Origin of the sequence: Parabacteroides acidifaciens (assembly GCF_003363715.1) — a bacterium.
Lineage (GTDB): Bacteria > Bacteroidota > Bacteroidia > Bacteroidales > Tannerellaceae > Parabacteroides > Parabacteroides acidifaciens.
Genome location: NZ_QREV01000002.1, coordinates 192,641 through 205,547 on the forward strand (window position 1 = coordinate 192,641; position 12,907 = coordinate 205,547).

Annotated in this window: 11 protein-coding genes and 1 pseudogene; 8 read left to right on the forward strand and 4 right to left on the reverse strand. The window is 39.5% G+C overall.

Going from position 1 to position 12,907, the window contains the following annotated elements; genetic code table 11:
* Positions 1-27 precede the first annotated feature (27 nt).
* Positions 28-357: an HIRAN domain-containing protein gene (locus tag DWU89_RS01615; protein ID WP_115497944.1), complete on the reverse strand. Its 330-nt coding sequence runs from the start codon at positions 355-357 to the stop codon at positions 28-30.
* Positions 358-429: 72 nt separating this feature from the next.
* Entirely contained in the window at positions 430-1,347 is a 918-nt protein-coding gene (locus DWU89_RS01620) for a helix-turn-helix transcriptional regulator (protein ID WP_115497945.1), read from the reverse strand.
* 1,401 nt (positions 1,348-2,748) lie between these two features.
* On the opposite strand from DWU89_RS01620, the gene DWU89_RS01630 reads away from it, so the two are divergent.
* The 3 genes from DWU89_RS01630 (at position 2,749) to DWU89_RS01645 (ending at position 4,586) form a co-directional block, all read left to right on the forward strand.
* The gene (locus DWU89_RS01630; RefSeq protein WP_115497947.1) at positions 2,749-3,330 is read left to right on the forward strand and encodes a metallophosphoesterase; all 582 of its coding nucleotides are present in this window, start codon (positions 2,749-2,751) and stop codon (positions 3,328-3,330) included.
* Between the two features lie 93 nt (positions 3,331-3,423).
* Entirely contained in the window at positions 3,424-3,672 is a 249-nt protein-coding gene (locus tag DWU89_RS01635) for a hypothetical protein (protein ID WP_115497948.1), read from the forward strand.
* Between the two features lie 638 nt (positions 3,673-4,310).
* Complete coding sequence (locus DWU89_RS01645; RefSeq protein ID WP_077154868.1) at positions 4,311-4,586, forward strand: hypothetical protein; 276 nt, start codon at positions 4,311-4,313, stop codon at positions 4,584-4,586.
* Between the two features lie 101 nt (positions 4,587-4,687).
* Here DWU89_RS01645 and DWU89_RS01650 read toward each other — a convergent pair whose 3' ends face one another.
* Both DWU89_RS01650 and DWU89_RS01655 read right to left on the reverse strand, forming a co-directional pair.
* A complete protein-coding gene (locus tag DWU89_RS01650; protein ID WP_077154867.1) occupies positions 4,688-5,200 on the reverse strand; it encodes a DUF6155 family protein in 513 nt (170 codons plus the stop codon).
* 91 nt (positions 5,201-5,291) lie between these two features.
* Positions 5,292-6,120: pseudogene (locus DWU89_RS01655) on the reverse strand (GIY-YIG nuclease family protein).
* Positions 6,121-6,243: 123 nt separating this feature from the next.
* On the opposite strand from DWU89_RS01655, the gene DWU89_RS01660 reads away from it, so the two are divergent.
* The 5 genes from DWU89_RS01660 to DWU89_RS01680 all read left to right on the forward strand — a co-directional run.
* Positions 6,244-6,447: a helix-turn-helix domain-containing protein gene (locus tag DWU89_RS01660; protein WP_004316526.1), complete on the forward strand. Its 204-nt coding sequence runs from the start codon at positions 6,244-6,246 to the stop codon at positions 6,445-6,447.
* A 1-nt stretch (position 6,448) separates the two neighbouring features.
* A complete protein-coding gene (locus DWU89_RS01665; protein ID WP_115497949.1) occupies positions 6,449-9,679 on the forward strand; it encodes a type I restriction endonuclease subunit R in 3,231 nt (1,076 codons plus the stop codon).
* 5 nt (positions 9,680-9,684) lie between these two features.
* A complete protein-coding gene (locus DWU89_RS01670) occupies positions 9,685-11,346 on the forward strand; it encodes an HsdM family class I SAM-dependent methyltransferase (RefSeq protein ID WP_077154865.1) in 1,662 nt (553 codons plus the stop codon).
* Positions 11,339-12,343: a virulence RhuM family protein gene (locus tag DWU89_RS01675; RefSeq protein ID WP_077154864.1), complete on the forward strand. Its 1,005-nt coding sequence runs from the start codon at positions 11,339-11,341 to the stop codon at positions 12,341-12,343. The genes DWU89_RS01670 and DWU89_RS01675 overlap by 8 nt, the downstream gene beginning before the upstream one ends.
* A gap of 12 nt (positions 12,344-12,355) precedes the next feature.
* Positions 12,356-12,907, forward strand: a 552-nt coding sequence (locus DWU89_RS01680) for a restriction endonuclease subunit S (RefSeq protein ID WP_187574908.1), incomplete at its 3' end; no start/stop codon positions are given.

Sequence of the window (12,907 nt, forward strand, 5' to 3'; positions counted from 1 at the left end):
TTTTATGATGGAACAATACGGGGATCTTTACTGGATGTCATTGCGTTGTTTGATATATACTATGGCGCCGATTTGATTCTCCGGACGTTCATCTTTAGAAATCCTGTTGATTCGTACTTCGAATATATTTGCATATCCTTGTTCACAAAGTTTACTGATTTCCTGATTCTTATCCCGGGGGATGAATCCTAATTTGTAGTCCTTGTAATAGATGGCTACGGCATAGGGATCAAATTTGTTATCTTCTTCCCTTTTTAATTGCAGTTCAGTTCCGATAGCGAGTTCTTGAAAAACCAATGTCCCATCCCAATAAGTGAAACCTGCAATGTCGAAATTAATAAAATGTCTTCTTTCCATAACGTTGTCTTTTTTGTATGATGATGCAAAGAAACAATCACGTTTTGACAGGTTTTGTCACAACGTGATTTTTTATGCTTGTATGAGTGAATTTATATGGTTCGAAACATATTTCTTGATATATTCTTTTAATTCCGGTGAATCAATAATTAGAATGTCGGCAGCTAAACCAAGGATAAAGCGTGTGGCACCGATGAAGTTGCTTACTTGTGTTTTTAATAACCAGTGGTCTGGTGATATTTGTTGTGTATCTTGTTCTGCCAATGGATATTCTTCGATAAGCAGATTGTAAGCTCTTCGGGTTAGTTGCAATGTGATTGAGTATTTTTCTCCTTCATAGCTGCTCATACGGAATATATCCGTAAAACCTTCCTGATGTATTTCCTCATATTCCCAATTTGCAGTTGTCACTTCAACGGATTCGATGCGTGATATACGGAAGAGTTTGTTTCGTTTGCTGGCCGGTTCGTAACACCATACTTCTACATAATTGGTAGTAAAAGCAAAAGGTTCCACATACCGGTCTGTAGCAGTTTGTCCGTGAGCCGATGAGTAATTATGTAAAATAACCTGTTTTTTCTGTTCGTATGCATCGATCAGTTTCCGGATATTATCTGCATCCCTTCCTTTGATGACAGAATCCGCGATTATTTTGCTATTGTAGACTGAAGCCAGTTTCCTCTTTAGGTTTTGTTTTATCAGATTATTATTATCAATGGCTTCGATTACCTGGTGAATCATGTAGGCTTCTTCTTTACTGAAGTGAATGAGTTGGGAAATATCTTTAAAGAAAGGAGATTCTTTGCCCATCCGGACATAAGGACCCTCTTTGTAGATTGTAAATCCGGCAGCTTTGAATGTGTCGAGATAACGATAAATAGAACGGGGAGAAGTATCCATACGTTCGGCCAGTTCTTCTATTGTATAGCAAGTGTTGGCTGTCAGCAACATCATGAGATGCAGCAAGCGTTCGAGTTTGGGTTGATCCATATCTTCAGGAGTAATTATTTTACCATTTCTAATTACAAAGATGGTAAAATCAGAAACAGATAACAATCTTTTTCTTGATTATCTGTTCCTGAAGATCACAAATCCCAATTCTGTTTCATCGCCATTAAATTTTGTTGCACTTCTTCGTTGAATAACTTGATGTCATCTTCAGTTAGGACATTGTTATAAAACAGGCTGAATACAGCCATGAAATAACGCGATCCGGACAACCTGTCATATTGCGTTGCAATATGCTTGTCGAAGTCAGTGATTTTTTTTAAAGATTCAGATATACCTCATGAGGTGTCTGATCTCTCAGAGGCAGTATATCTTTCACCTCTGACTTTTGGATAGTTCCATGATTTTGCTGATGATTATTGATTACGACTTACTTATAATGATAAGCTTGTTTACGTTATTGATTGTTAGTGCTTTGTTTGTCATTTGTTTGAATTAAAGATAGCCAACCCCTTCGCCGTTAACAGATACTTTTGTTGCGGGTGCTTGGGATTGTTTGGCTCTAAAGATATGAAATATTCTGCTATATAATAATGAAAAGATGGAGAAGTTGATATATACAGCTTGATTAGTGAATTTTAAATATGTTAAAAATACAATAACCTCCCTTCCCGTGTGTTTTTCTATTTCGTCTGAAATATTGGTCCATTTGGGATTGACTTTTTTCGTGGTTTTGATCATTTTGGCTGACAACAGACGGAATGGGATGCCGAGATCGTTCCGGAAAACGTACAATTTGATTGCTGTGAGACGGAAACGCCAGCAAAGTGATAAAGCTTAACTCCTGGAGAATCGCCTGTAGCAGAATAAAACAGACGGCGTCCCGAATATTTGAAGGAAATTTAGGTGCTTTTTTGCCCTAAAGACGGTCCTCTTTCCAATTACGACCGTCCAAATCGCCATTACGACCGTCTTAATCTTCGCGAGGTGCCGAGTGCACTACACATTAGCACGGTCGTAATGGTAAAGAGGACGGTCGTAATTGCGGAAAACGTTCGGAAAAGGCGAAAAAGTCCCTTTTTGAGGTCAAAAAAGTGGATTAACATTTGTTTGGTTTTGGATGTCTTTCGAGCCTGAAAAATGCGTTTTATACAATAAGTACCATTTGGAAATTAAGAATGGAAGATAATTCCATGCCCATCTATCCGAAATCCCATGCCCATCCATCTGAAATCCCATGCCCATGGAATCCGTCCCGGAAAATAGTTGCTGAAAAATTTGTAAGATTTAATGCTTTATCATATTTTTGCACACTTTTTCGATGCTGAGAAAGCAAAATCGGAATGAAAAACACAGATTTACCACCTGTTACCTTCTCCTCATTCCCTATTCGTTAAATTAAATTGATTTAGATGCGTAGTGATACGCGGAAAGGAGAAAGTTATGGATTATAAATTTGATGCCGAGCATACGTTCTTTACGTCAGATACTCATTTTAGCCATGCGAATATCATTCGTTTCTGCCATCGTCCGTTTAAGGATGTGGATCAGATGAATGAAGCACTGATTGCCAATTGGAATAGGGTGGTAGAACCCGATGATACAGTTTTCCATTTGGGTGATTTTTGTTTAGGAGGTTCCGCTGAATGGAACAATATACTTAATCGTTTGAATGGTAAAATCTATCTGATAATAGGCAATCATGACCGGAAGAACATTCGGCAAGGCTATATGAATAAATTTGAAGATGTAGTGATGCGGATGCGTATTGAAGTTGGCAAGCGTAGCATCTATTTGAATCATTACCCTTTCCTCAGTTATGGCGGTGCCTATCGAGATGTGTGGCAACTTTTCGGTCATGTGCATACCAGTCCCAATAGCATGGGACTTGATACGTCGCGTCTCGATATGCTTTTACCCACACAATACGATGTTGGGGTAGATAATAATAACTATACGCCTGTTTCGTATGAGCAGGTGAGGAAGATTATTCTAAAACAGATAGATAAAGCGAGAAATATATAGATAGAATGATGAATTTAAACAGTAAGAAGATGTAATGTCTAACCGAAGCATAATAAGTGCAAAGCTTGTTGTGCTTCATAACATTACATTAATATGAGCAGATCAAGAAAAAAAGTTCCTGCGGGAGTATGCTGTTGTTGTAAGTCGCAAAAGAGAGGAAAAAGGGTTGCTTCAAAACGATTCAGAAGGCGTACAAAAGTATTGATTAGTCAGGAGAAATATGAACTGTTGCCAACACGTTCCATTGAATTGACCTCTCCATGGGACTTAGGTGGTGATGGCAAAACTTATTATGGCTATCATCTTGATTGTGAATGGTATGTCAGAGTGATGCGCAAATAAGTAAGTTGGCGTTTTTTTTCGTTTTTCACTCTTATTTTCCGATGCAGCATATTTACATCACTGATTATCAGTGACCATTCATTTTAATCGGTACAACCTCTGTTTTGACAAATACACAGAATGCAGGGACAAATGCAAATCGTTGGATTTCATGGCTTTGCATATACGTGTTGTACCGCCTCTTTTCAGCCCTTTTGTGGAATGTCCGCTATCAGATACAAGGTGCTGAATGATAGGACATTTCCGCAGGTATGTTACAGAACGCTTGTTGAATACAAAGGTAGTGGTTTTCTTGGAATTTCTGTGGTTTGCGGTGTGTTTTTTATTTTCCAGAAGGTATTGGATGATAGAAAATCGGTCATAAAACCTGAAAACTTTTGTTTACGTTTGATTCGCTTAAAAAAGTGTAGAGCAATGGGTGATATTCGTTGGAAAAAGTGTAATAAGGTTGAATTATTCGCTTAAAATACTGTACCTCTAAAAAATACAAACAAATTATACCCTTACTGGTATATTGTTGATATTTTGTCTTAATTTTGTGTCCGAAAGGGTATAACATTAAAGGTATTATGCTATGGATATATTAAGTCTCACCAAAGTAACATCATTGTTCATCCTAACTTTAATAGAAAGAGACGATGGACAAAAGAAACAAATTGTGGAGACGCCAACAAATGGCTCGTGTGTTTAAGGCTCGTATGATTCTGTATGCCGCTTATGGTCATTGCATCATTCGTGAGGATGGAAGCTATTATGAACATCCTCATTGGTTTGAGTTGGCAAAAGACAAATGGGCACAAGTTTACAAAACGACAGGAACTCCCTGTAGTTGTTGGATGTGCAGAGGATTTGAATATGACCGCAAGGAGTATAAGAAAGAAACTTTGCGTATTATTCGGGAATCAATGGAGTAGTTTAAAGGGACAAGATAGGAACTAAATCTGTGCCATTATGCGTACAGGTTCAGTTCCTTACTTTTTGTGTAGGGCAAGACTTTATCAAAGATTAAAAACCACTACCGATATTCAGAATAAATATCTTGTAATGTATCATAAAATCCCCAGCCACAATCCGATACGCTATCAATAAGCTTTTCAATCCGTTCGTAATAACAGGCTAACAATCCGTTGAGAAAGATAAAGCGCATAGCCTTGTCGAAATTTCCCTCCAGTGTTGTATAGAACTGTTCCCACATATCGCCAAATTCAAGTGTGTATTCGCATCCTTGTTCGATATAGAACAACATTAAATCGGCAACAGTGGTCGGCTCCGGTTTTAGCTTTTGAAAATCGGAAATGACTTTTCGACATTTGGCAAATGACGGCTTTTCGAAAAATCCACGAGTTGGGAAGAACTCGTTTCGGATAGCTTTCTTGCTCTTTTCTAATTCAGCGTTGCAATCTGGGGCAAGATAAAACTCCAGATAATCTTTTGCCTCTTTACGTGCATCGTATAGTTCAAGAACAATATTGGTTATCTGTTCTTTTGTAAGTGACAACAAGTGTTTTTTTAGCTTTGCTTTTGACATAGATTGATTTTCAATTGATTGTATATTTTACATTCCTGCTAATTTCCAAACAATCCTTTTTCTTCCATATATGCTTCCAATTGATATGTTATTAATCCAGCTGTTTTCTATAAACTGAATCCAATGTGTTTCCATCTTTGTCTTTCCATATCAACCAGCCATTATTACTGCTACCAATACAGAAATCTGCGGCAGTACTGGGACTTGAAAAAGTTTTATCTGACGTCAATACCAATATTCCGTTCTCAGTAGAAGTGTAATCTTGAAGCATTTTTTTCTCGTTTTTCTTTCCAGTTGAAAGACGGAACCATTGTTTTGGCAACAGTACTTCCTTTTAGGACTGTAAAGCCATCGGAACTATAGAAGCCCTTTGCATTGCACCCTCTACCTTTGGTGTAGAATAGATGTTCTTCTTTGGGTTGTGATACATCGAATATATTGCAACCGATAAACGATGCCAGAAACTTCACATCTTCGAAAAATTCATCCATTGAGTCCTGTTGATGCTCTGGTAGATTCGGTGCTTTAGGGATTTGTTTATTGTCGCTTAAAACAAAAGCGTTTGCTTTCTTGGCTTCGGCTATCGCTTTATGTTCTAGGTATTGCACATCAACTTTAGTCATATCGGCGTCTTTCGATACGAATATGAGTGCTTTTTGCCAAAACGCTTTTTTGCTGTCGTGGTCTTTTACACGTTCTTTGAAATTTTCCGTTTCACCTATATATGCTTGCGGTTTTGTTGATTCATCTTCCCCCAGTAATATATAGAATGCTGGTTTTTGTAACTTCTCTTGTGTATTCAAATAGGAGAGATTAGAACGTGGTACGACAAACATCTGGCAAATTTTGTTGCTAATGAATGCGTATTGAGTTCCTTTAGGATCTCCGTCAATTAAATATGTTGTTACAGTCTTTCCCATAAATATGTCAAAATTCAATTACTTTGAGGTATAACTCATTTAAGAACTGACTTTTCTTAATGCAAATATACACTATTATCGAATATAATTCGCTATATTTGCATTATAAAATCGCATCAAAGAATGAAACTGAATAGAATAAAGGCTGTATTATCTGAAAAAGGTATCTCTCAAACATGGTTGGCAAAGAAACTCGACAAGAGTTTCAGTATGGTAAATGCTTATGCCTGTAATAGGATTCAACCAAATTTAGAGACCTTGCAACAGATAGCAGAGATATTGCAGGTCGATTTGAAGGATTTGATAACCGACAAAAAGGATAGGTGATATGAAACAGTTTTCGGAAGCTACACGGGTGCAGATGCCTGCAATGGTTCACCTCACCCGAATAGGATATACTTACTTCGGCAAGTTGAGTGAAGATAAGAATGGCACGGTCTATGACAGTGACACGAATATTCTTTTGCAGGTATTTGAACGGCAGTTTAAGAATCTGAATCCCGGACATGAGGGAGAGTTTCTTCAAGTTTTGAAAGATATTCGTAAGGAACTGAACGATGATGACCTCGGTCGAGGCTTTTACAACCGTCTCAAAGCTGTTTCGCCTGTAAAGCTGATAGACTTTGATAACATTGGGAATAATACGTTCCATTTCACAGCCGAATTTACCTGTAAGAACGGACAAGACGAATTTCGTCCTGACATTACTTTATTCGTAAACGGATTGCCACTTTGTTTTGTAGAAGTGAAGAAACCCAACAATCATGGTGGTATGTTGGCGGAGAGCGCACGAATGAATAAAGAGCGCTTCCCAAATAAAAAGTTTCGCCGCTTCATCAACATTACGCAGTTGATGATATTCAGCAATAATATGGAATATGATGCGTTGGGCGGTATCGTACCCATACAAGGGGCTTTCTATTGTACTGGGGCACGTTCATACGCACCATTCAATTGCTTCCGTGAAGAAAATTTAAGCGGTCAGAAAATAGCACCGTTCCATCGTGACTATCCGTATAAGGAGATTGACAAGACGGTGGAAAAACAGATATTGTCTGATTATAATTGCCAAGTCATTCATACAAGTCCTGAGTACCAGACAAATCTTGGTTTCAACACCCCTACAAACAGAATCCTAACATCCATGTGTTCGCCTGAACGTTTGTTGTATATCATTAGATATGGTATTGCCTATGTTCGTATGGAGCGTGAGGTGGATGGAAAAATAGAATCTACCGACCAAAAGCATATCATGCGTTACCAACAATTGTTTGCATCGTTAGCTATTCGCCAAAAACTGGCAGAGGGAGTGAAATCTGGCGTAGTCTGGCATACACAAGGTAGTGGTAAAACTGCCTTGTCATATTATCTGACCTATATTCTTAACGATTTCTATTCCAAACAGAATAAGGTCGCCAAATTCTATTTTATAGTAGACCGCCTTGACCTTTTGGAACAAGCCACACAAGAGTTTGAAGCTCGTGGATTGGTTGTATCTACCGCCAATACAAGAGCCGAACTGATGGAACAATTCCGCAGTAATCAGGCACAACAAGGTGTAAGCGGACAGGCAGAAATCACGGTTGTGAACATTCAACGCTTTGCCGAGGATAAAGAAAAAGTACGCATCAGTGATTATGCAACCAATCTTCAACGCATCTTCATTCTTGACGAGGCACACCGAGGGTATAAACCCGGCGGCTGCTTTCTTGCCAACCTCTTTGATGCCGATACCGATGCGGTTAAAATCGCACTTACAGGTACACCGCTGTTAAAGGAGGAACGTGCCAGTTGCAAGGTGTTCGGAAACTATTTGCATACCTATTATTACGATAAATCCATTGCGGATGGCTACACGCTGAAAATCATACGTGAGGATATAGAAACCTCCTATAAAGAGCGTTTGTCTGATGTGTACGACAAACTGGAAACCCTTGTGCAAAAGAAAGACATTCGTAAGTCGGAAATCATAGAGCATCCTAGTTATGTAAACGAGTTAGCCCGTTTCATTATGACGGACTTAAAGGAGTTCCGCAAGATACAAGGAGATGATACTTTAGGCGGTATGGTCATTTGTGAAACCAGCGAACAGGCAAGGCGGCTTTATGATGTATTTCAAGAAGAATGGCAGAAGTATCAGCCGAAGCCCATCAAGATAAAACTTTCCGATGGTTCGTATGTAGTGGGTGAACCAGAAGTGGATTACAAATCAAAATACAGACCGCTGAAAGCCGGAATCATTCTTCACGATACGGATGACAAGGAAACTCGCAAGCAGATAGTCAAGGACTTCAAGAAAAATATGACAGTGGATATTCTCATTGTCTTCAATATGCTTTTGACTGGTTTTGATGCGCCGCGTTTGAAACGCCTGTACTTCGGGCGCAAATTGAAAGACCACAATCTGCTTCAAGCCATAACACGTGTAAACCGTCCTTATCCCGGTATGCGTTACGGTTTTGTCATTGACTTTGCCGACATCAAGCGCAACTTCAAGGAAACCAACGAAGCATATTTACAAGAGTTAAACCGCTTTAATGACGTGGATGAGACTGGCGAATCCGCTGCCACCGATACCTTTACCCAAGTCATTGAGGACAAGGAAGAAATATTGAATCAGATGAAGAAAGTTCGGCAAACGCTTTTCAATTACACATACGATAATGCGGAAGAATTTTCTTCTGAAATCTCCACCGAAGAGGATAAAGCTGTATTGCTCGACCTCAAACAGGCATTGGAATCAGCCAAGAACATGGCGAACATCGTGCGTACATTCGGTGATGATGAAATGAAAGAGCAATTTGCCAAACTCGAAATCACCAAGTTGCCGCAACTACTCTCTGAAGTGCAAAGACGGATAAGTATCATCAATCAGAAAGAGGCTTTCAATACAAATGAAGAAACGAAAACTCTAATCAATGAGGCAATGATGGATATAGAGTTCACTTTCTCCAAAATAGGACAAGAGGAAATGCGCCTTATATCCGGTGGTGTGGAATTGAAAGAGAAATGGCAACGTACCATTTCTTCATTTACCCAAAACTTCGACCAAGACGATCCGGAGTTTATCTCGTTGCGTGAAGCCTTTATGGAACGCTTCAAAGAACACGGTTTTGTGATTGACACGATAGCCAAGTTCAACGAAGAAACACAGGCTTTGGATGAAATCATCGGTCGTCTGCAAGACTTACAAAAACGCAATAATGTCTTGTTGAAAAAGTACAAGGGCGATGAAAAATTTGCTCGTGTACACAAGCGTATTCGTGAAGTGAATAAGCAGAGGGAAGATAAGGGACAGAAGCCTATGTTCTCTTTCCTTGACGAAGAGATTGCTGCCATTCTCAATATTATAAAAGAGGATGTGGATGCCAAAGTGTATGATCGTAACGACATTCTGAAAAAGGATGCTTATTTCGGACGTACGGTAATGGCTCTTATCAATGGATGTCTGTTCCATTTTCCACAAATAAAGCCCGAAATGGAGGATTACAAATTTATTCAGACACGCATTTCACAACAGTATATCAACCAATATAACGCCACTTACGGCATTTCATAAAGATTATGTCAGATATTAAAGAAAAAACATTAAGGCTCATCGACGGACTTAAAGCTACCTGCCAATCATACGGTATGGGAAACGATGGTAACGAATATAAGATTATCACTCAGGTATTTCTCTATAAATTCCTGAATGACAAATTCGGTTATGAATTAAAAAATGCGAAAAGTGAAATAGCAAAGAAACTGACTGGGGATGTAAAATGGGAAACAGCATACGAGAATCTTTCTGATAATGAACGTATGCTTATTCAGAGTGCCATCTCTCCAGATGTTCCGATGCTTGAACCTTATCATCTGATAGCCAATCTTTGGAATCAACAGGGAAAAGGGGATTTTGATACTATCTTCGATTCCACTATGACAGATATAGCGGAACAAAATGCGGATATATTTTCCACACAGACCACAGCCAACACGAAGATTCCATTGTTCGAGGCATTGACGCCGTTTGTGACCGATTCGGCACAACGTGCGCCATTCGCCCGTGCTCTGGTGGATAAACTCGTGAACTTCTCCTTTGAAGAAGCGTTTGCACAGAATTACGATTTCTTCTCCAGCATCTTTGAGTATTTAATTAAGGACTATAATACCGCTGGAGGTGGAAAATATGCGGAGTATTACACGCCTCATGCCATAGCAACGATTATGGCTCGTCTGTTAGTGGGGGATAATGCTGATTTGCATAGCATGGAATGTTATGACCCCTCGGCAGGAACAGGTACGCTTCTGATGGCACTTAGTCATCAAATAGGAGAAGAACGCTGTACCATCTTTTCGCAAGATATTTCCCAGCGAAGCAACAAAATGTTGAAACTTAATCTGCTGCTTAACGGACTTGTGTCTTCGCTTGATAATGCCATTCAAGGCGACACGCTTGTAAGCCCTTATCACAAGAGCGATGACCGACAGCAGTTGCGCCAGTTTGATTTCGTGGTGAGCAATCCTCCTTTCAAGATGGACTTCTCGGACACTCGCGAGAAGATAGCCGCCATGCCAGCCCGTTTTTGGGCTGGAGTCCCCAATGTACCCGCCAAAAAGAAAGAATCTATGGCTATATATACCTGTTTTATTCAGCACGTTATTAATTCACTGAAAAAGACAGGCAAAGGTGCAATTGTCATTCCGACAGGTTTTATCACGGCTAAAAGTGGTATTGAGAATAAAATTCTTCATAAAATTGTAGATGACAAAGTGGTGTTCGGCTGTGTTTCCATGCCAAGCAACGTGTTTGCCAATACAGGTACGAATGTCAGTGTGCTGTTCTTTGATAAGTCTGCAACCACTGACAAAGTAATCTTGATTGATGCCAGCAAATTGGGCGAGGAATATAAAGATGCTAACGGATTGAAAAAGGTGCGTCTGAATGATGACGAGATAGAAAAGATTGTCGGCACATTCCAGCGCAAGGAGGCAGTGGAGGATTTTTCCGTAGCTGTTTCTTACGATGAGATAAAGGAAAAAGGATATTCTCTTTCTGCCGGACAATATTTCGACATCAAGATAGATTATGTAGATATAACGGAAGAAGAGTTTAACAACCGTATGGCAAATTATAAACAAACACTCTCCGAGCAATTTAAAGAAAGCCATCGGTTGGAAGAGGAAATTATGAAGCAGTTGGATGCTTTGCAGTTCAACGAAAATGTAGGAAGCAATGAGTAACGAAATACAGTTTTTGTTATACAATCTTCCCGATAAAGAGGGAAGAGTACAGGTGGTTATAAAAGACGAAACCATTTGGTGTACGCAAAAGGCTATGGCAGAGCTTTTTGGTATTGACAAATCAGGTATTAGCCGCCACATAGCCAATATATTTAGAGAGGAAGAATTACAGCAAGACACGACAGTTGCAAAAATTGCAACCGTCGTAAATCGAGGCATAAGAGGCGAGGTTGAAGAGCTGGTTGATTTCTATAATCTTGATATGATTATTGCTGTTGGCTACCGTGTATCTTCTCCAAAGGCTACCAAGTTCCGTCAGTGGGCTACCAAGATTCTTAATGAGTATATCAAGAAAGGCTTTGTGCTTGACGATGAACGCTTAAAACAGGGAACGGAAGTATTCGGAAAAGACTATTTCCGTGAATTGTTGGAAAGGGTACGTTCCATCCGTGCCAGTGAACGGCGTATTTGGCAACAGATTACCGATATATATGCAGAGTGCAGTATTGACTATGACAAGAACTCGCCTACCACACACGATTTCTATGCCATGATACAGAATCGTTTTCATTATGCCATTACCGGGCAAACGGCAGCAGAAATCATCTACACTAAGGCTGACCATACCCATGAACACATGGGGCTGACTACATGGAAGAATGCTCCCGATGGGCGTATCTTGAAATCGGATGTGTCAATAGCCAAGAACTATTTGCAAGAGAATGAAATCCGGCGGTTGGAACGTGCTGTAACGGGATATTTCGATTATATCGAAGACCTCATAGAGCGTGAAAACACGTTCAATATGGAGCAATTTGCAGCCAGTATCAACGAGTTCTTGACCTTCCGCAAATATCAGATATTGCCGGATAAAGGACGAATATCTGCGGCACAAGCCAAGACAAAGGCAGAAAGCGAATACGATATTTTTAATAAAACTCAACGGATTGATTCTGACTTCGACAAAGAAGTTAGGGGAATGTTGGGTGAAAAGTAATAAGATGAAGTGATGGAATTGAAAAAATATAAATTGGGAGAAATACTTGATGTTACAAGAGGGGCAAGTCTCAGTGGCGAGTTTTACGCCACTGAGGGAAAATACATCCGTTTGACTTGCGGCAACTTTGACTATCAGAACAATTGTTTTAAAGAAAACAAGTCAAAAGATAATCTCTACTACATCGGTGATTTCAAACCTGAATTTTTAATGGAAGAGGGGGATATTATTACCCCTCTGACCGAACAGGCTATTGGTTTGCTTGGCTCTACCGCCATTATCCCCGAAAGCGGTAAATATATTCAAAGTCAAGATGTGGCAAAGATTATTTGTAAAGAAGAACTGTTAGACAAGGATTTCGTTTTCTATCTCATATCTTCTACTTTAGTCAAACAACAATTAAGTGCTGCTGCCCAACAAACAAAAATTCGTCATACTTCGCCTGATAAAATCAGGGATTGTACCGTGTGGATTCCTGAATTAACTGAGCAGAAACGTATTGGCAAGCTGCTTCGTAGTCTCGATCGTAAGATTGAACTTAATCGAGCGATAAATCAGAATTTA